18 protein-coding genes are annotated in these 16,849 nt (G+C 74.4%); 11 read left to right on the plus strand and 7 right to left on the minus strand.

The window, feature by feature from the left end; translation table 11 throughout:
* Nucleotides 1-107: 107 nt before the first annotated feature.
* Entirely contained in the window at nucleotides 108-731 is a 624-nt protein-coding gene (locus tag ABT299_RS21400; protein ID WP_500251760.1) for a tetratricopeptide repeat protein, read from the minus strand.
* Between the two features lie 52 nt (nucleotides 732-783).
* A complete protein-coding gene (locus ABT299_RS21405; protein ID WP_500251761.1) occupies nucleotides 784-2,004 on the minus strand; it encodes an MFS transporter in 1,221 nt (406 codons plus the stop codon).
* A gap of 65 nt (nucleotides 2,005-2,069) precedes the next feature.
* On the opposite strand from ABT299_RS21405, the gene ABT299_RS21410 reads away from it, so the two are divergent.
* On the plus strand, nucleotides 2,070-2,657 hold the full coding sequence (locus ABT299_RS21410; protein ID WP_387030697.1) for a TetR family transcriptional regulator: 588 nt from the start codon (nucleotides 2,070-2,072) through the stop codon (nucleotides 2,655-2,657).
* A 19-nt stretch (nucleotides 2,658-2,676) separates the two neighbouring features.
* Here the strand turns inward: ABT299_RS21410 and ABT299_RS21415 are convergent, their stop codons facing one another.
* Together ABT299_RS21415 and ABT299_RS21420 are read right to left on the minus strand one after the other, a co-directional pair.
* The gene (locus ABT299_RS21415) at nucleotides 2,677-3,201 is read right to left on the minus strand and encodes a GNAT family N-acetyltransferase (protein WP_500251762.1); all 525 of its coding nucleotides are present in this window, start codon (nucleotides 3,199-3,201) and stop codon (nucleotides 2,677-2,679) included.
* Nucleotides 3,202-3,223: 22 nt separating this feature from the next.
* Nucleotides 3,224-4,087, minus strand: coding sequence for an NAD(P)H-binding protein (locus ABT299_RS21420; protein ID WP_433136640.1), 864 nt, complete (start codon nucleotides 4,085-4,087; stop codon nucleotides 3,224-3,226).
* 89 nt (nucleotides 4,088-4,176) lie between these two features.
* Between ABT299_RS21420 and ABT299_RS21425 the strand changes: the two genes are divergently transcribed.
* Both ABT299_RS21425 and ABT299_RS21430 read left to right on the plus strand, forming a co-directional pair.
* Nucleotides 4,177-4,617: a MarR family winged helix-turn-helix transcriptional regulator gene (locus ABT299_RS21425; protein ID WP_387030690.1), complete on the plus strand. Its 441-nt coding sequence runs from the start codon at nucleotides 4,177-4,179 to the stop codon at nucleotides 4,615-4,617.
* A 90-nt stretch (nucleotides 4,618-4,707) separates the two neighbouring features.
* A complete protein-coding gene (locus ABT299_RS21430) occupies nucleotides 4,708-5,502 on the plus strand; it encodes a hypothetical protein (protein WP_500251763.1) in 795 nt (264 codons plus the stop codon).
* Between the two features lie 25 nt (nucleotides 5,503-5,527).
* Here ABT299_RS21430 and ABT299_RS21435 read toward each other — a convergent pair whose 3' ends face one another.
* Both ABT299_RS21435 and ABT299_RS21440 read right to left on the minus strand, forming a co-directional pair.
* Nucleotides 5,528-6,262, minus strand: a complete 735-nt coding sequence (locus tag ABT299_RS21435) for a maleylpyruvate isomerase family mycothiol-dependent enzyme (RefSeq protein WP_500251764.1) — start codon at nucleotides 6,260-6,262, stop codon at nucleotides 5,528-5,530.
* A gap of 110 nt (nucleotides 6,263-6,372) precedes the next feature.
* Nucleotides 6,373-7,254 (minus strand): NAD(P)-dependent oxidoreductase, encoded by an 882-nt coding sequence (locus ABT299_RS21440; RefSeq protein WP_500251765.1) that lies wholly within the window; start codon nucleotides 7,252-7,254, stop codon nucleotides 6,373-6,375.
* Nucleotides 7,255-7,347: 93 nt separating this feature from the next.
* Here ABT299_RS21440 and ABT299_RS21445 point away from each other — a divergent pair, with 93 nt between their 5' ends.
* The 7 genes from ABT299_RS21445 (at nucleotide 7,348) to ABT299_RS21475 (ending at nucleotide 15,616) form a co-directional block, all read left to right on the plus strand.
* The gene (locus tag ABT299_RS21445) at nucleotides 7,348-7,755 is read left to right on the plus strand and encodes a winged helix-turn-helix transcriptional regulator (RefSeq protein ID WP_500251766.1); all 408 of its coding nucleotides are present in this window, start codon (nucleotides 7,348-7,350) and stop codon (nucleotides 7,753-7,755) included.
* A complete protein-coding gene (locus tag ABT299_RS21450; protein WP_500251767.1) occupies nucleotides 7,749-8,375 on the plus strand; it encodes a LysE family translocator in 627 nt (208 codons plus the stop codon). The genes ABT299_RS21445 and ABT299_RS21450 overlap by 7 nt, the downstream gene beginning before the upstream one ends.
* 30 nt (nucleotides 8,376-8,405) lie before the next feature.
* Complete coding sequence (murA, locus tag ABT299_RS21455) at nucleotides 8,406-9,707, plus strand: UDP-N-acetylglucosamine 1-carboxyvinyltransferase (protein ID WP_190856472.1); 1,302 nt, start codon at nucleotides 8,406-8,408, stop codon at nucleotides 9,705-9,707.
* Nucleotides 9,708-9,863: 156 nt separating this feature from the next.
* On the plus strand, nucleotides 9,864-11,024 hold the full coding sequence (locus ABT299_RS21460) for a cytochrome P450 (RefSeq protein ID WP_387030677.1): 1,161 nt from the start codon (nucleotides 9,864-9,866) through the stop codon (nucleotides 11,022-11,024).
* Nucleotides 11,025-11,073: 49 nt separating this feature from the next.
* Nucleotides 11,074-11,952 (plus strand): hypothetical protein, encoded by an 879-nt coding sequence (locus ABT299_RS21465; RefSeq protein WP_500251768.1) that lies wholly within the window; start codon nucleotides 11,074-11,076, stop codon nucleotides 11,950-11,952.
* Between the two features lie 129 nt (nucleotides 11,953-12,081).
* On the plus strand, nucleotides 12,082-13,608 hold the full coding sequence (locus ABT299_RS21470; protein ID WP_500251769.1) for an FAD-dependent monooxygenase: 1,527 nt from the start codon (nucleotides 12,082-12,084) through the stop codon (nucleotides 13,606-13,608).
* Between the two features lie 52 nt (nucleotides 13,609-13,660).
* Nucleotides 13,661-15,616, plus strand: coding sequence for an aconitate hydratase (locus tag ABT299_RS21475; RefSeq protein ID WP_500251770.1), 1,956 nt, complete (start codon nucleotides 13,661-13,663; stop codon nucleotides 15,614-15,616).
* 83 nt (nucleotides 15,617-15,699) lie between these two features.
* Here ABT299_RS21475 and ABT299_RS21480 read toward each other — a convergent pair whose 3' ends face one another.
* Complete coding sequence (locus ABT299_RS21480) at nucleotides 15,700-16,107, minus strand: DUF2795 domain-containing protein (protein WP_190856477.1); 408 nt, start codon at nucleotides 16,105-16,107, stop codon at nucleotides 15,700-15,702.
* 97 nt (nucleotides 16,108-16,204) lie between these two features.
* Here ABT299_RS21480 and ABT299_RS21485 point away from each other — a divergent pair, with 97 nt between their 5' ends.
* Nucleotides 16,205-16,555: a DUF7668 domain-containing protein gene (locus ABT299_RS21485; protein ID WP_190856478.1), complete on the plus strand. Its 351-nt coding sequence runs from the start codon at nucleotides 16,205-16,207 to the stop codon at nucleotides 16,553-16,555.
* Nucleotides 16,556-16,849: the final 294 nt, after the last annotated feature.

Raw genomic sequence — 16,849 nt, forward strand, 5'->3', positions numbered from 1 at the left:
GATGGTACTGCATGGGAGACTGTGTGGGAGAGTAGGACACCGCCGGACATTTTGTGAGGAAGGCCCCGCCGTTCACGGCGGGGCCTTTCGCATTTTCGGATGTCCGCTCAGGGCTCGATCAGTGCCTTCGCGTAGTTGGACAGGGAGCGGTTGTAGCGCGGCAAATGGCGGGAGAGCGCACCGAGCGCCAGCGCGGCCGCCTCGCGGTCACGGTCGAGATCGGTGAGCGCCAGGGCGAGGAAGGCCGTGACGGCGTCGTCCAGCTCGTCGGAGCCGGCGTCGCGTTCCGCCGTGAGAAGCCTGACGCTCTCCTCCGCCTCGCCGAGGTTGCGGAGGGTGCTGGCGAACTGGATGGTCGCCTGGCGCCGATGCGAATCGGGCAGGCCGTCGGCGAACGCACGACGGTAATGGACGGCCGCCTCGGCCTCATGCCCGGTGGAGTCGTAGGCGGAGGCGAGTTCGTACTCGGCGATGGCGTTTCCGGCGGGCAGCTCGCCGGCCAGGTCCTTGACCTTGGCGAGGAAGTCCTGCGGTTCGTGATCATCGAAGGTGGCCCAGAGGTCGGCGATCCGCCGTTGCCACCGTTCGTCCGGAATGGTCATCTGGGAAGCCTTCCACACGACGCCGGTGGTGCGCCCGGCGCGCCCGGACGTGCCCGCTGGGCAGGGACGCAACGCGTGTGCAACGTGTGATGAGTGATAATTAAACTGTCTGGCGATGACCGGACTCATGGTCGCGCCGGTGCCAACCCACACACTGCACCGGCGCGGCCACCGGCCCGTGTCACAGATCGGCGTGGTGGCCGTGCGTGTCGCGGTCAGGGGTACGTGACGTGCTCCGTCCCGGCAGTCCGAAGAGGGCGATCCCGGTCAGGAAACAGGCCCCGGCGATGATCGGAAGCGCCCCAGGGCCGAGGGAGCCGATGGCCCAGCCGCCGAGACCGGCTCCGAGCGACGCACCAAGGTAGACGGCACTGCTGCTGAGAGCGAGCGCCTGCGGACCGACCTCAGGACCGGTGAGCGCCAGGACGCGTGCCTGCACGGCCGGCGGTACCGACCAGGCTGCGGCCGACCAGACCAGCAGCAGTGGGACGACCACGGCCAGGTGGACGGGGCGCGCCGGCCAGCACATCGCGAGCCCGGCCATCGCCAGGGCGAACGCCGGCGCGGCCAGGCCGAACGACCGCTGCGGGCCGATGCGGTCGACGAGGGTGCCGCTGAGCCGCGCACCGGCGATACCGGCGAGCCCGGTGAGCGTGAGCAGCAGCCCGAGGCCGGACGGCGTCACACCCGCGAGGCCGTGCAGCAGGGGAGCCAGGTAGGTCTGGATCATCATGTTGCCGAGGACCGCGACGGCCGCGGCCAGCAGGGCGCGGAGGACGGCGGGCGCCGCGAGCGGGCGGAGCCGTTCGCCGAGTCCGGCGGGAGGAGGCGGTGGGACGTCCGGAAGGGTGGCGCGGAGGAAGGCCAGCGCCACCGCGCCGAGGACTCCGCCGGCGAGGAACGTCGCGCGCCATCCGGCCGCTGCGCCGATCCAGGTGCCGAGCGGGACGCCGGCGACCACGGCGCCGGTCAGGCCCGCCGTGACGGTGGCGAGGTGGCGGCCCCGCCGGTCCGGTGGCGAGAGCGTCGCGGCGGCCGAGAAGACGGCGGGGAGCGAGAGCGCGGCGGCGAGCGCCGCGGCGACCCGCAGCACGAGCAGGACCGGATAGGACGGGACGAGCGGCACCGCGAGGTTGGCGGCGCAGAACAGCAGCATCCCCCAGGTGAGGACCGTGCGCGGCGAACGCGGTCCGGCGGCGACCGCGGCGGCCGGGGCGACCGCGGCGCAGATCACCGAGAAGACCATCACCAGCTGGCCGGCGGCCGCCTCGCCGACCGACAGGCCGCGGGCGATGGACGGCAGCACTCCGGCGATGACGAAGTCGTCGGTCTGCAGGGCGAAGGCGGTGACCGTGAGCGCGGCGAGCCAGAGCCCGCCGAAGGGGCGTCGGGTGGGCGGCATCCAGTTAAGGTAACACTCGTTACCCTATAGGCTGGACGTCCCCACGGGACAAGGAGGAGAGACCGGTGGCCAGGCCCCGCGACCCGCATCGGCGTACGCAGATCCTCGACGCCGTGCTCGACCACCTCGCCGGGACGGGGATGTCCGGGCTGTCGATGCGTCCCGTCGCCGAGGCGCTCGGGCAGAGCACGCGCGTCCTCACGCATCACTTCGCGGACAAGGACGCGCTGCTGGCGGCGCTGCTGAAGCGGCTCGACGAGGTCCAGCACGAGCAGCTGCGGGCCACCGAGGGCTGGGACGACGCGGACCTGGGGATCGGCGCGATCGTCCGCGACTCGTGGCACCGCCACCTCGCGCCGGAGAACATCGCGCACACGCGGCTGATCCACGAGATCGAGGGGCTCGCGGCGGCGGGCCGCCTCGGCGACCGGGTGCCCGCGTTCCTGGCCGCGCGGGCCGAGTTCGTCGCCGGAGCGCTGGTCGCCCGCGGCCTGGGGCCGGAGGAGGCCCGCGTCAACGCGACGCTCCTCAACAGCGCCTACTCCGGCCTGCAGGCCGACTTCCTCACGACCGGCGACCGCGAGCGGGTCGAGGCCGCCCTCGACCGGCTCTGCGCCCTCGCCGACTCCTGGACGGCCGGCCGGCCCGGCTGACCGGCGCGGTGCGCGCCGGTCAGGGGGCCGTGTGCGTCCAGGTGAGGAGAGTGAACGAGCGCCGGTCGCCCTCGACGACGGTGGCCGGCGCGTCGGTCGGCCGGTAGCCCGCGGACCGCGCGACCGCGATGCTGGCCTGGTTGTCGGGCTCGATCTCCAGGAGGGTGCGGGGGAGCCCGCATTCGGCGTGCGCGTAGCGGGTCATCAGCTGGAGAGCGCGCGAGGCGAGGCCCTGCCCCCGGTACCGGGCGCCGACGGCGTAGCTGATGGTGCCGAGCAGCCGGTTGAGCCGGATCTCGCCCTTCGCCTCAAGGCCGTCGCTCGTGATCGCGAGCTGGACGCGCTCGCCGCTGCGTCCAGCCTTGCGCGCGTCGTCCAGATAGCGCTGGGCCGCAGCGAGGTCGAAGGGCGAGGGGAGCGGGGTGCGGTGGGCGACCACCGGGTCATCGAGCAGTGCGACGAGGGCGTCCAGATCGCCGTCCGCCCATTCGCGCAGCACCAGTCCGTTCCCGCGCACTCGTCGCGGCGGTGGCGTCTCGTCCATCGGGCACCTCGCTCCGCTCCGGTCAGGCGCCGGGGTCCTCCCGGAACGCGGCGGCGTTGCGGGCGCACCAGTCGGCGAACGTCCGCGGAGCGCGTCCGGTCAGCCGTTCCACCGTATCCGTGCGGAACCCCGTGGTGTCCGCGCGCATCAGCGCGAACCCCTCGACGAGGGCTTCGGCGAGCGCCGGGGGAGCGCCGGCGGGGAACCGGGCGCGCACCGCCTCCTCCGGCGTGCGGACCTCCCGTATCCGCAGGTCGCGGCCGATGGCGCGGGACAGGATGGCGACCTGCTCGGCGACGGTGAGCAGCTCGTCGCCGGTGAGCGCGTACGCCTCGCCCTCGTGGCCGTCCCCGGTCAGGACGGCGGCGGCCGCGGCGGCGATGTCGGCGGTGTCGATCGGTGCGAACCGGCCGGGGCCGACCGGGTCGAGGACGTACCCGCCCTCCCGGATGGTCGGCAGCCACTCCAGGGCGTTCAGCATGAAGCCGCCCGGCCGCAGGATCGTGGCGGGGACGCCGGACGCGCGGACCGCCTCCTCCCGCTCGTGGTGCCAGCGGCCCATGGCGGGCATCGGGTCGCCGAGCACGTTCGTCGACGACAGGAGCACGATGTGCCGGACCCCGGCGTCGCGCGCGGCCGCCGCGGCGTGCGCCGCCTGGGCGGTGCCGATGCCCGGGGTGAGGAGGAACAGCCGCTCGGCGCCGCGGAAGGCGGCCGGCAGGGTGGCGGGGTCGTCCAGGTCGCCGACCGCGCGCTCGGCGCGGGCGGGCAGGTCGGCGGCGCGGGCCGGGTCGCGGACGAGGATCCGCACGTCGGCACCCTTGGCGTCCAGCTCGCGGACGAGGTCGCGGCCGATGTTCCCGGTGGCTCCGGTGACGAGTAGCATGGCCTCTCCAGAAGTCGTTTGCCGTCTAATGAACACGAGGAACGTTAGCCGGTAAATGATTAGCCGTCAATCGAACCTTCGGAGGTCCGATGCCCGAGTTCCTGGACCTGCATGGCAGGACGTCGAAGGCGCTCCGCGCGGCGGCCGACGACGGCATGCGCCGGCACGGGCTGCATCTGGGGCAGAACCACCTGCTCGCCGCCCTCTGGGAACGCGACGGCCGCACCCCCGGCGAGATCGCCGCCGAACTGCGCGTCACCACGCCCACCGTCGTCAAGATGGCCACCCGGATGGCCGCCGCCGGGCTGCTCACCCGCCGCCGCGACGAACGCGACAACCGGCTCGTCCGGCTGTGGCTGACCGACGAGGGGCGGACCCTCCAGGAACCGGTCGAAGGGGAGCGCCGCGCCTTGGAGGAGGCGGTCCTCGCGGACCTGACCGGGGCGGAGCGCGAGCACCTGATGGCCGCCCTCGAGAAGATCCACCGCGCCGCGACCGCCCTGCTCGAGGACTCCCGCTCGGCGGACTGACCCGTCCCGCCCAGGGGACGTTGCCGGCCGCTCATTCCCTCGTGGAGATCAATTCCGCGTTCTGTCAGAGGCCGTTGTTAGTTTGCGGGCATGACTCTGCTCGGGACGTACGAGGACGGCGATTATCGAGCCGAATTCGGCGCGCTCGTGGTCCGTGGCTTCTGGCCCGCCGGGGTCGGAGGAACGGGCGAACTCCGCCATCTGAATCTACCCCTTCTCGCGGAGGACGCCTTCGCGGGAGGGGCGCGGAGCGATCTCGCCAGGGCGGGCGCCGGCTGGGTTCTCGGCACCGCGGCCCCGCATGCGCACGTGCGTCTGGAGGCGCATGACGCCCCGCCCGGACGAGGTTCCGGTGGGTGGAGCGATGCGCTCGATACGCCGTTTCTCACTTCGCGCGGCGATATAAAGCTGACCCGCGGGCGCGGCGACGATTCGCCATGGAACCTGAAACTCGTACGGGCCGGGCTGCACCGGCTCCGCGTTCTCCGCCGCCGGACCTCCGACGGGCACCGATGGCTTCTGCAATTCTGGCCGGTGGCCGGTTCTCCCGAACCGCCGCGATTCCTGGCCCGTTCCCGTCCGGCCGTCGCCACCGGCGGTCCGGGACAGGGGGACAAGCGCTACGGGCCTCTGGCCATGGACGTCCTGTCGGTGGCGCTGTGGTCGCCCGGCCGCCACACCCGCGCCGCCCTGGCGGATCGTCTCATGGCGACCCCCGAGCAGGTCCGCGAGGCGCTCCGGTACCTGACCAGGCGCGGGCTGCTGCGCGTCGGCGGCACTGACGCCGGTCTCACCTCCACGATCGCGCTGGTTCCCGAACGCCCGCGTCCTCCCGGCGTGAGCGTCCCGTCCCCGGCACGGCCCTGGTCGACGGCCGCACGATGAGCCGGCCCGGCGGGGCTGTGAGGGGTCAGGCGGCGTAGTTGCGGACGAGGCGGAGCGCCTCGGCGGCGTCCGGGCCTTCGGCGGTGAGGGCGGTCTGCTCGGGCGTGAGGCGGCGGGCGCCGACGCGGCAGAAGTCCGCCGCCGGACCGGTGATCCGGTTGGGCGCCGCGGGGTCGCCGAAGGTCCAGCGGGTGCCGTCCGGTGCGGCGAGGTCGCAGTGGACGGCCGCGTCGGGACGGCCCGCGACGGAGAACGCGTAGGGAAGGGTCCGGTGGGCGAGCCAGGCGATGTGGCGCAGGCGGCCGGTGTCCGGGTAGTCGATGCCCAGCGGGACGGTGATGTCCTGCGCGTGCGCCCAGTGCTCGGCGAGCCGCGTCGTGGCGAGCGTCCGCGGGGAGAGGGACGTCCGCACCCAGGCGAGGCGGGTGCCCGGCGGGTAGGAGCGGAGCGTGTCCGGCGTGGCGAACGCCGCCTTGCGCCAGCGGGCGAGCAGGGCGTCCGGCGGCATGCCGCGCTCGGCCGCGACCAGGCCGGCCATCGCGCCGTCGACGGTGGTCGCGGTGGACGGCAGGAACGACCCGGTGTCGCCGGCCGCCGGGCTGCCGACCGCCTCCTCGCTCTGCGCGAGGTGCAGGACCACGTCGGCGACCGTCCAGCCGTCCGCGCCGGACGGCGCGGACCACTGCGCCGGGCTCAATGCCGCCAGCACGGCGTCCAGTTGCCGGTACTCGGCCGCGAGGTCGTCGAGGACATCCGCCATGCCGCCACCCTACCGAATTGCGTTCGGTTCGGCGGTGGCCGATGGCGGCCGCCCCGCGCGCCGTTCGTACCGGCGGCTCGCGGGGCCCGGCCGCCACCGGCGGCTCGCGATCAGCGGGCGATGAGGTCGACGACGCCGGCGGTGCCCTCGTCGGGGTGGCCGTCGTCGAGGCGGCGCCGCATCAGGTCCATGAAGGGCGTCAGCAGCTCGGGGCTGACCCCCTGCTCCTCGGCCGTGCGCAGCAGCGTCGCGTTGCCCCGCACCATCATGGCGAGGTTGGACGTCACGCCCCTGGTGTAGTCGCCGCTGTCCAGCTGCTCGGCCATGCCGTTGGCGTAGCCGGCCATGGCCGTGAGCCAGCCGCTGAGCATGGGGGCGAAGTCCTTCAGCGCGACGTCCTCGCCGCGGACGAGCGCGAACGCGTGCGCGACGCCGGCGAACATCCCCGTCATCGCGCTGAGCAGCGCCACGTCGTGCAAAGCGGCGAAGCCGGGGTCCTCGCCGACGTAGACGGTTCCGGCAGGGACGGCGAGCGTGGCGCGGTGCTCGTCGAAGAGGGGACGGGACCCGCTGTAGAAGACGTAGCCGCCGGACCCCTCGGCCCCGATCATGGGCGGGACCGCCATGATCCCGCCGTCCAGGAAGCGGGCGCCCCGCTCCTCGGCCCACGCCGCCCGCGCGCGGGCCTCGGCGGGGGTGCCGGTGGTGAGGTCGACCAGGTCCTTGCCCGCCAGGTCCGCGTCCGCGAGGACCTCGCGGACCGACGCGTCGTCGAGCAGGCAGACGACGACCAGGTCGCCGGCCGCGACCGCGGCGGCGGCCGTGTCCGCGACCTCGGCGCCCGCGGCGGCGAGGGCCTCGGCGCGGCCGGGCGTGCGGTTCCAGACGGTCAGCGAGCGCCCGGCGGCGAGCCAGGCGCGGGCGAGCGCCGTCCCCATGTCGCCGAGCCCGAGCAGAGTGAGCGAAGTGGTGTCCGAATCAGTGTGGTTCATGCCGACTAGGCTTCTCGTGGGGCCCGCGGATGATCAAGTACGCACTTCGAAGTGCGTGGTTACCGCAGGGTCAGTGAGCCGGCGGGAGGGCTGATGGGGATCGGGCGGAGGCCGGGTGCGTACGTGTGCGGGATCGACGCGGCGATGGACGTGATCGGCGGCAAGTGGAAGGTCCTGATCCTGTGGGCGCTCGCCGAGCGGCCCTGCCGGTTCGGTGAGCTGCGCAGGAACCTCCCCGGGGTGACCGAGAAGGTGCTCACCGCCCAGCTGCGCGAGCTGGAGGCGGACGGCATCGTGCACCGCGAGGTGTTCGAGGAGGTGCCGCCCCGGGTGGAGTACTCGCTGACCCCGCTGGGCGCGTCGCTGAACGAGGCGCTGGCGCCGCTCGGCGCGTGGGGGCGCGAGCACATCATCGGCGGCGCGTACGAGGCCCGCCACGAGGCCCGCCACGAGACCAGCCACGAGGCCCGCCACGACGTCCGCCCGCCGGCGTCATGCTGACGGCCGCGCTCGCGTTCGCCGGGGCCGCGATGATCATCAACGTGATGCCCGGCCTGGACACCCTGCTCGTGCTCCGGACGTCCGTCGCGCTCGGACGCGGCGGAGGGTTCGCCGCGGCGCTCGGGATCGTCGCGGGCTGCTGCGTGTGGGGGCTCGCCACCGCGATCGGCCTCACCGCGCTGCTGACGGCGTCCCGCCTCGCCTACGACGTGCTGCGCGTCTGCGGCGCCGCGTACCTGGTGTGGCTGGGCGCCACGGCGCTCTGGAAGGCCAGGCGGGAGCAGCCCGCCGAAGAGGTGCCGGAGCCGGCCGTGGCCGGGTCGCGGTGGGCGGCGTTCCGGGCCGGGGTCGGGACGAACCTGCTGAACCCCAAGGCCGGGGTGTTCTACATGAGCCTGATCCCGCAGTTCGTGCCGCACGGGGCGCCGGCGTTCGGCACGACCGTCCTGTTCACGGCCATCGACGTCGTGGAGCTGGCCGTCTGGTACTGGCTGGTGTCGGGTGCGGCGGCGAAGCTGGCGGAGCGGCTGCGGCGGCCGCGGGTGCGGCGGCGCCTGGAGCAGGTCGCCGGGGTCGCGTTCCTCGGGTTCGCGGCGAACCTTCTCGTGGACCGCGCCTGACGGGTCCGGATCGGCCGTAGGCTTGCACGGGTGACCGAGAAGCTCTGGGAGATCGAACCGTCCGGACCTCTGCGCGGCGACGTCACCGTGCGGGGGGCGAAGAACGCCGTCAGCAAGCACATGGTCGCGGCGATGCTCGGCGCGGAGCCGAGCACCATCCGCAACGCCCCCGACGTCGGCGAGGTCGGGATCACGGCCGGGATGCTCGAGCACGTCGGGATGGCCGTCGAGCGGTCCGGCGGCGAGATCACCGTCGTGCCCCGCCCGGTGGCGGACCCCAGCGTCGGCAAGGCGTTCACCGGGCTGAACCGGATCCCGATCCTGATGCTGGGCCCGCTGCTGCACCTGGCCGGGGAGGCGTTCGTCCCGCTGGTCGGCGGCGACCCGATCGGGCGGCGGCCCGTCGACTTCCACGTGGACGCGCTGCGCGCGTTTGGCGCCGAGGTGACGATCGCGGCCGACGGCATCCACGCCCGCGCGTCCCGGCTGGTCGGGACGCGGATCGACCTGCCGTACCCGAGCGTCGGCGCCACCGAGACCGTGCTGCTCGCGGCGGTCAGGGCGCAGGGCAAGACGGTCATCAGGAACGCGGCGACCGAACCGGAGATCATCGAGCTGGCGCTGTTCCTGCAGCGGATGGGCGCGCGGATCTCGTTCGCGCCCGACCGCCGGATCGTCGTCGAGGGCGTCGACCGGCTCGGCGGGGCCGTGACGCGGCTGGCGGGCGACCGGATCGAGGCGTTCTCCTACCTCGTGGCGGGGCTGGTGACCCGCGGCGAGGTGCGGGTGCACGGCTGCCCGCAGGACCGCCTGGTCACCGCGATCACCACGCTGGCCCGGATGGGCGCCCGGTTCGAGATCACCGACGACTGGATCATGGCGTCGGCGCCGGACGGGCTGCGTCCCGCGGCCGTGCAGACCGACACCCACCCCGGGTTCGCGACGGACTGGCAGACGCCGCTGATGGTGCTGTTCACGCAGGCGGACGGCATGTCGGTGCTGCACGAGACCGTGTACGAGAACCGGCTCGCGTACGTCCCGGCGCTGCAGAGCATGGGCGCGGAGATCGAGGTCTACGACACGTGCCTCGGCGGTCCCGCGTGCCGCTACCACGACACGGCGGCGCTGCACTCGGCGGTCGTGCGCGGGGTGTCGAAGCTGCGCGGCGGCGACGTGACGATGCCGGACATCCGGGCGGGGTTCTCGGCGGTGCTCGCGGCGGCGGTCGCCGAGGGGCCGTCCACGCTGCGCGGCGTCCACCACATCGAGCGCGGCTACCACCGGCCGGTCGAGCAGTTCCGGGAACTGGGCCTCGCGCTGCGCGCGGTCTAGCCGGCGGCACCGCCGCGCGGCCAGGTCAGGGTGGCCGGTCCGGAGTCAGGTCAGGGTGGCCGGTCCGGAGTCAGGTCAGGGTGGCCGGTCCGGAGATCGCCCGCGCCTTTCCGCGGCGGGTAGCGTGGGCCGTTCGTCCGCACGGAGGGACCGACCGTGGAATTCGACCGGCGCGATCCGTACCCCTGCTACGCCCGGGCCAGGAAGGTCGAGGGGCTCACGTTCGTCCCGGAACTGGACGCCTGGCTCGTCGCGCGGGACGCGGACGCGCGGGCGGTGCTGCGCGACGCGGAGACGTTCTCGTCCGCCGGCGCGATGCGCCCGGAGGCGCTGCCGGGGCCGGAGGCGATCGCGGTGCTGGAGACGGTGCCGTCGGGGCGCCCGGTGGTGCTGTCGGCGGACGGCGACGAGCACCGGCGGGTGCGCGAGCCGCTGGTCCGGGGGCTGTCGCCGCGGCGGGTCGCGGCGGCGGTCCCGTTCATCGAGCGGCGCGCCGCCGACCTCGTCGCGTCGTTCGCCGGGGACGGGCGCGTCGAGCTGATGTCCCGGTACGCGCGGGTCCTGCCGGGCGAGGTGATCGGGCACCTGCTCGGGCTCGACCCGGCGGACGTCCCGGCGGTCGTGCGGGGGAGCTACCGGGCCGAGGAGCTGGTCTTCACGCCCATGGAGCCCGCCGAGCAGGTCGCGGCGGCGCACGAGGTCGCCGGGATGAAACGGCTGCTCGAGGCGCTGGTGCGGGGGCGGGACGGCGATCCCGGCGACGACCTGACCGGCGAGATGATCCGGGCGATCGAGCCGCACGGCACGCTGATCTCCAACCTGCAGAACCTGCTGCTGGCCGGGCACCTGACGACGACGGCGCTGATCGGCACGGCCGTCCTGCACCTGCTGCGGGACCGGGACCAGTGGGAGCTGCTCTGCCGGCGGCCCGAGCTGGCCGCCGCTGCGGTCGAGGAGGCGGCCCGCTTCGACGCGCCCGTCCAGGGCTTCCGGCGGGTCGCGACGCGGCCGGTGACGATCGCCGGGACCGACCTTCCCGCGGGCGCGCAGGTGTTCGTCGCCTTCGGCGCCGCCGGCCGCGACCCGGACGCCCACGCCCGGCCGGACGCGTTCGACATCACGCGGGAGCCCGCGCGGCATCTGGCGTTCGGGCACGGCGCGCACGCCTGCCCCGGGGCGCAGCTCGCCCGCGAGCAGGTGCGGATCTCGCTGGTGACGCTGGCGCGGGAGCTGCCCGGCCTGCGGCTCGCGGGACCGGTGGAGACGCAGCCGAACCTGATCCACCGGTCGCCCGAGGAACTGATCCTTACCTGGTGATGGCCGAAACCTCCAAGACGTCCGCGCCGCGCGCGGCGAGGCTGGGGGCATGGATCTGAACAGGGCCTCCGACTTCATGGCCACCCATGCCCGCCTCCTCGACCGCCGCCGTTTCGAGCTGCTCACCGGCGAAGGGGACCGGGACGCCGCGCTGGCCGCGCTGAACGCCTACCGCAACCCCGACGGCGGGTACGGCCACGGCCTCGAACCCGACCTGCGGTCGCGGACGAGCCAGCCGGGCCCCGCGCTGCACGCCTTCGAGGTGTTCGCCGAGCTGGCGCCCGTGGCGGCGCCCGAGGCGGCGGGGCTCTGCGACTGGCTGGAGACGGTGACGCTGCCGGACGGCGGCATCCCGTTCGGGGTGCGCGTCCCGGACCCGGCCGGATGCGCCCCGTTCTGGACGGGCGCCGACCCGGCCGCGTCATCGTTGCAGATCACCGCGGTGGTCGCCGCGACGGCCCATCGCGCCGCCGCCCACGACCCGGCGGTCGCCGCGCATCCGTGGCTCGCCCGCGCCACCCGCTTCTGCCTGGACGCCGTCCGCGCGAAGAAGGAACCGCACGCGCTGGAGCTCGCGTTCGCCCTGTGGCTGCTGGACGCCGTCCATGCGGCCGAACCGGAGGCGGCCGAGCTGATCGCGCTGCTGGGCGAGCACATCCCGCCGGACGGCCTCGTCCATGTCGCGGGCGGGCTGGAGGACGAGATGATGCGTCCCCTCGACTTCGCGCCCCTGCCGGGCACTCCGGTAAGGGCCCTGTTCGCGCCCGACGTCGTCGCCGCCGAGCTCGACCGGCTGGAGCGCGCGCAGGAGGCGGACGGCGGGTGGCGCGTCGACTTCGCCAGCTACTCGCCCGCCGCCGAACTGGAGTGGCGCGGCTACCAGACCGTCAAGGCCGTCTCGATCCTGCGCGCCAACGGCCGCGCCTAGAAGGCCGGCCGGGACCGCCTCGTCAAGGGCCGCCGGGCCGGTTTCCGGCCGTCCCTCGCGCGTGATGTGCCGCCGTTCGTGGGAAGGGGTGTAGGGCCGCACCCGCGCACGGACGGAAAGGGGATCCGGATGCCGCCCAGGCCGACGGGGAACGTGCTGATCGTGGGCGCAGGGCCGACCGGGCTCCTGCTCGCGGGGGACCTGGTCGCGGCCGGCGTGGAATGCACCGTGCTGGAGCGGCGCCCGGCGGAGACCGAGAACCTGACCCGCGCGTTCGCCGTGCACGCGCGCACGCTGGAACTGCTCGACGCGCGCGGCGTCGCCGACGAGCTGGTCGCGACGGGGGAGCGGGTCGGCGGGCTGCGGCTGCTCGGCGCCGCGGCGCTGGACCTGTCGCGGCTTCCCGGCCGCTTCCCGTTCGCGCTCGTCACGCCGCAGTACGAGACGGAGCGGGTGCTGCGCCGGCGCGCGCTGGAGGCCGGCGCGGAGATCGTCCACGGCGCGGAGGCGACCGGGCTCCGGCAGGACGCGGAGGGCGTGGACGTCGACGTCCGGATGGCCGACGGGTCCACGGCGACCCGCCGCGCGTCGTACGTCGCCGGGACCGACGGCGTCCGCAGCACCGTCCGCACGGCGCTCGGCCTGCCGTTCCCCGGCCGGGCCGTCGTGCGGTCGGTGATGCTGGCGGACGTGCGGCTGGACGACGCCCCCACCGAGGTCCTCACCGCCGGCGCGTCCGGCGACGCGTTCGCGTTCATCGCCCCGTTCGGCGACGGCTGGTACCGGGTGATCGCCTGGGACCGCCGGCACCAGGTCGCCGACTCCGAGCCCGTCGACCTGGCGGAGGTCCGCGACGTCGCGCGCCGCGCGCTCGGCTCCGACCACGGGATGCGCGACCCGCGCTGGACGTCGCGCTTCCACAGCGACGAGCGGCAGGTGCCGCGCTACCGGGTCGGGCGGGTGTTCCTCGCGGGCGACGCCGCGCACGTCCACTCCCCGGCGGGCGGCCAGGGCATGAACACCGGGATGCAGGACGCGGCGAACCTCGGCTGGAAGCTCGCCGCCGAGCTGAACGGCTGGGCGCCGTCGTGGCTGCTGGACAGCTACCACGAGGAGCGCCACCCGGTCGGCAGGCAGGTCCTGCGGGGCAGCGGCGCGCTGCTGAGGTTCGCGATGGTCGAGCAGCCGTGGCCGCGCCGCGGGCGGGCCGTCGCGGCCTGGGCGGCGACGCACGTCCGGCCGGTCGCGCGGCGGCTGGCCGGCGCGGTGTCCGGCATCGACATCGCCTACCCGGCGCCGCGCGGCGCGCACCGCCTCACCGGCATGCGCGCCCCGGACGTCCCCGTCGCGGGCGCCCCGGGACGCCTCTACCGGCTGCTCGGCGACGGGCGGTTCGTGCTCGTCGTCGCGGCCAACGACCCGGCGGTCACCTACCTGGCGACCAAGCGGTGGGCGGGACGGGTGCACTGCGCGCTCGCGGGCGGCGCGACCCGCACGACCGCGCTCGTCCGGCCCGACGGCTACATCGCGTGGGCGTGCGACGAGACCGCGCCGGACCGGCGCGCCACCGCGATCCGGGAGGCGCTCGCGCACTGGTGCGGGCGCCCGGCGGACCATGCGGCGCACGACCGGGAGCGTCCCGCCCGGCCCGTCTGAGCTCGTCCGAGCTCGTCCAATGCCACGACCGGAGGGAGCGGAGGAAACGCCCATGGCCAACGGCACGGGAGGCCGCAACGTCGCCCGCAAGCTGATCGCCTCGCACCTCGTGAGCGGCGAGATGGAGCCCGGCACCGAGATCGGGATCCGCGTCGACCAGACCCTCACCCAGGACGCCACCGGCACGATGGTGATGCTGGAGCTGGAGGCGCTCGACCTGGACCGGGTCCGCACGGACGTGTCGGTGCAGTACGTCGACCACAACCTGCTGCAGGCCGACGAGCGGAACATGGCCGACCACATCTTCCTGCGGTCGGCGTGCCGCCGGTACGGCCTCTGGTACTCCAAGCCCGGCAACGGCGTCTCGCACCCCACGCACATGCAGCGGTTCGGCGTGCCCGGCGCCACGATGGTCGGGTCCGACTCCCACACGTGCGCGGCGGGGTCGCTCGGCATGCTCGCGATGGGCGTCGGCGGGCTGGAGGCCGCCATGGCGATGGCGGGCGAGCCGATCCACGTGACGATGCCGGAGATCTGGGGTGTCCGCCTCACCGGGGAACCGCCTCCGTGGGTCAGCGCCAAGGACGTGATCCTGGAGATGCTGCGGCGGCACGGCGTCCGCGGCGGCGTCAACCGGATCATCGAGTACCACGGGCCGGGACTGGCGGCCCTGACCGCGATGGACCGGCACGTCATCGCGAACATGGGCGCCGAGCTCGGCGCGACGACGACGGTGTTCCCGTCCGACGAGCGCGTCCTGGAGTTCCTGCGCGGCGAGGACCGCGAGGACGACTTCACCGAGATCCTCGCCGACCCGGACGCCTCCTACGACGTCACCGACGAGATCGACCTGTCGGCGCTGGAACCGCTGATCGCCCGGCCGTCCTCGCCCGGCGACGTGGTGCCGGTCCGGGAGGCCGCGGGGGAGGAGGTGCACCAGGTCGTGGTCGGGTCGTCGGCGAACCCGGGACTGCGCGACTTCGCGTCCGTCGCCGCGATCGTCAAGGGCCGCCAGGTGCATCCGCACGTGTCGCTGGACGTGAACCCGACCTCCAGGCAGATCCTCGTCGACCTCACGAAGATGGGCGCCGCCACCGACCTCGTCCAGGCCGGCGCCCGGATCCACCAGGCCGGCTGCCTCGGCTGCATCGGCATGGGGCAGGCGCCCGCGATCGGCCGCAACAGCCTCCGGACGTTCCCGCGCAACTTCCCGGGCCGCTCCGGGACCGCCGACGACCGGGTCTGGCTGTGCTCGCCGGAGACCGCCGCGGCCGCCGCGCTCACCGGGAGGATCACCGATCCGCGCGAGCTGGACATGGAGCCGCCCGTCCTCCGCCTGCCGGAGCGCTCCAGCGTCAACCGGGAGATGCTCGAAGCGCCGCTCCCCGAGGACGAGGCGCGCAGCGTGGAGCTGGAGAAGGCGCCGAGCATCGGCGTGCTGCCCGAGCTGGACCCGCTGCCGGACGAGCTGGACGTGCCCGTGGTGATCAAGGTGGGCGACGACGTGTCCACCGACGAGATCCTCATGGCGGGCGCGCGGGCCCTCCCGTACCGCAGCGACATCGCCAAGCTGGCCGGCTTCGCCTTCGTCCGCATCGACGAGGGCTACCCGGACCGGGCGCGGGAGGCCGGGGCGCACGCCGTCGTCGGCGGCCGCAACTACGGGCAGGGCTCGTCCCGGGAGCACGCCGCGATCGCGCCGCGCCATCTCGGGCTGCGGCTCGTCCTCGCCCGCGGATACGCCCGCATCCACTGGCAGAACCTCGTCAACTTCGGGATCCTGCCGCTGGAGTTCGCCGATGAGGCCGACTACGACCGCGTCGAGCAGGGCGACCGGCTGCGGATCGAGGGCGTCCGCGCGGCGCTGGAGAAGGGGGCCGAGATCGAGGTCCGCAACGTCACCAAGGACGAGACGTACCGCGCCCGGCACCGGCTGTCGCCCCGCCAGCGCGAGCTCGTCGCCGCCGGAGGCCAGATTCCGCTGCTGCGCGAGCGCGCCCGCCGTTGAGGCCCCGGCCGCGGGCCGGCGGGTCGCCGTCATGAGGCTTCATGACGGCGACCCGCCGCGGGCGACGTCGTTCCGGGGGCTGGTCAGAAGCGGCGGTTCTCCCGGCCGTAGCCGAGCTCGTCGGCGACGTCGGCGACGTTCTCGTACTCGCGGTCGGGCAGCGTCTCCAGCGCGCCGACCGCCGCGTCGTCCGCTCCCGCGCCCGAGGCGTGCGCGACCAGGTCGCCGGGGCGGGCGGGGTAGCGGACGCCGGAGAGCAGCCGGGCCAGGTCGCTGCGGCCCTCCACGTCGCCCGCGCTCATCCCGGGCGGGGATCCCTCGCGCGGGTCGCCGGTGGCGGCGGTCGGGTCCCAGGGCGCGTCACCGGAGTACGGCTCGGTCTCCTTGAACTCCTCGGCGTGGGTGGGGTGCCCGCCGCGGACCATGCCCTCCGTCTCGTGGCCGATCTCGTCGTCCACCTTGGGACCGTGCTTGTCGCTCTTGTCTGGCATGTTCGTCCTCCCTGCGCCTTGACAGGAAGAGCGTTCCCGGGCGGGGTCGTCTAAACAGGCGGCGATCACCGCGGGCGGGCGCGGTACGGTGTGGCGCATGCTGCCGGAGGAGGGCGTGAACGCCGTTCGGGTCGTGGTCGGGCTGCTGGTCCGCGGCGAGTACGAGGAACTGGAGACACTGACCGAGGCCCGCCGGCTCACCGCGGCGGAGCTCGCCGCGGCCGTGGCGCGGCACGGCCGGGACCTGATCAGCCCGCCGGACGCGGCGTTCCGGGAGATCGACGCGGTCGCGGTCCCGCACGAGCCGGCGGACGAGCACGCGTTCCACGTCGCGTTCCCGCTCTGGACGGCCCAGGACGGCCTCTCGGACCTCACGCTCGGGCTGACGCTCACCGAGGTCATGGACGGCGTGTGGACGGTCGAGCTGGACGGGATCCACGCCGCCTGACCGCGCCCCGCGACCGTCCGGCCTTCTCGTGCGGGCCAATATGATCATGGTGGAGACCGGGCGGCCCCGGCCCGTCCACCCGCCGGAGAAGGGCGAGGGGTTCGAGGCCGTCCTCGAGGAGCCGAGGCTCGGCCTGGTGTGCTTCCGGCCGCGCTGGGACGGCCTCGACGACGGCGAAGGCCGACGCCGCGACGATGCGGCTGATGGAGCGGCTCAACGCGTCCGGCGACCTGTACCTGACCCACACCAAGGCCGGCGGCCGAGTCCTGCTGCGCGTGGCGATCGGCGCGGCCG

This window comes from Spirillospora sp. NPDC000708 (assembly GCF_040299565.1).
Taxonomy (GTDB): domain Bacteria; phylum Actinomycetota; class Actinomycetes; order Streptosporangiales; family Streptosporangiaceae; genus Spirillospora.

What these genes read in the sequence shown, in the direction of transcription:
- ABT299_RS21480 (WP_190856477.1), bottom strand. Translation starts at nt 16,107, where the DNA reads ATGCCAGACAAGAGCGACAAGCACGGTCCCAAGGTGGACGACGAGATC.
- ABT299_RS21440 (WP_500251765.1), bottom strand. Translation starts at nt 7,254, where the DNA reads ATGAACCACACTGATTCGGACACCACTTCGCTCACTCTGCTCGGGCTC.
- ABT299_RS21435 (WP_500251764.1), bottom strand. Translation starts at nt 6,262, where the DNA reads ATGGCGGATGTCCTCGACGACCTCGCGGCCGAGTACCGGCAACTGGAC.
- ABT299_RS21425 (WP_387030690.1), top strand. Translation starts at nt 4,177, where the DNA reads ATGCCCGAGTTCCTGGACCTGCATGGCAGGACGTCGAAGGCGCTCCGC.
- ABT299_RS21465 (WP_500251768.1), top strand. Translation starts at nt 11,074, where the DNA reads ATGGATCTGAACAGGGCCTCCGACTTCATGGCCACCCATGCCCGCCTC.
- ABT299_RS21470 (WP_500251769.1), top strand. Translation starts at nt 12,082, where the DNA reads ATGCCGCCCAGGCCGACGGGGAACGTGCTGATCGTGGGCGCAGGGCCG.
- ABT299_RS21400 (WP_500251760.1), bottom strand. Translation starts at nt 731, where the DNA reads ATGAGTCCGGTCATCGCCAGACAGTTTAATTATCACTCATCACACGTT.
- ABT299_RS21430 (WP_500251763.1), top strand. Translation starts at nt 4,708, where the DNA reads ATGACTCTGCTCGGGACGTACGAGGACGGCGATTATCGAGCCGAATTC.
- ABT299_RS21475 (WP_500251770.1), top strand. Translation starts at nt 13,661, where the DNA reads ATGGCCAACGGCACGGGAGGCCGCAACGTCGCCCGCAAGCTGATCGCC.
- ABT299_RS21485 (WP_190856478.1), top strand. Translation starts at nt 16,205, where the DNA reads ATGCTGCCGGAGGAGGGCGTGAACGCCGTTCGGGTCGTGGTCGGGCTG.
- ABT299_RS21445 (WP_500251766.1), top strand. Translation starts at nt 7,348, where the DNA reads ATGGGGATCGGGCGGAGGCCGGGTGCGTACGTGTGCGGGATCGACGCG.
- ABT299_RS21415 (WP_500251762.1), bottom strand. Translation starts at nt 3,201, where the DNA reads ATGGACGAGACGCCACCGCCGCGACGAGTGCGCGGGAACGGACTGGTG.
- ABT299_RS21405 (WP_500251761.1), bottom strand. Translation starts at nt 2,004, where the DNA reads ATGCCGCCCACCCGACGCCCCTTCGGCGGGCTCTGGCTCGCCGCGCTC.
- ABT299_RS21450 (WP_500251767.1), top strand. Translation starts at nt 7,749, where the DNA reads ATGCTGACGGCCGCGCTCGCGTTCGCCGGGGCCGCGATGATCATCAAC.
- ABT299_RS21420 (WP_433136640.1), bottom strand. Translation starts at nt 4,087, where the DNA reads ATGCTACTCGTCACCGGAGCCACCGGGAACATCGGCCGCGACCTCGTC.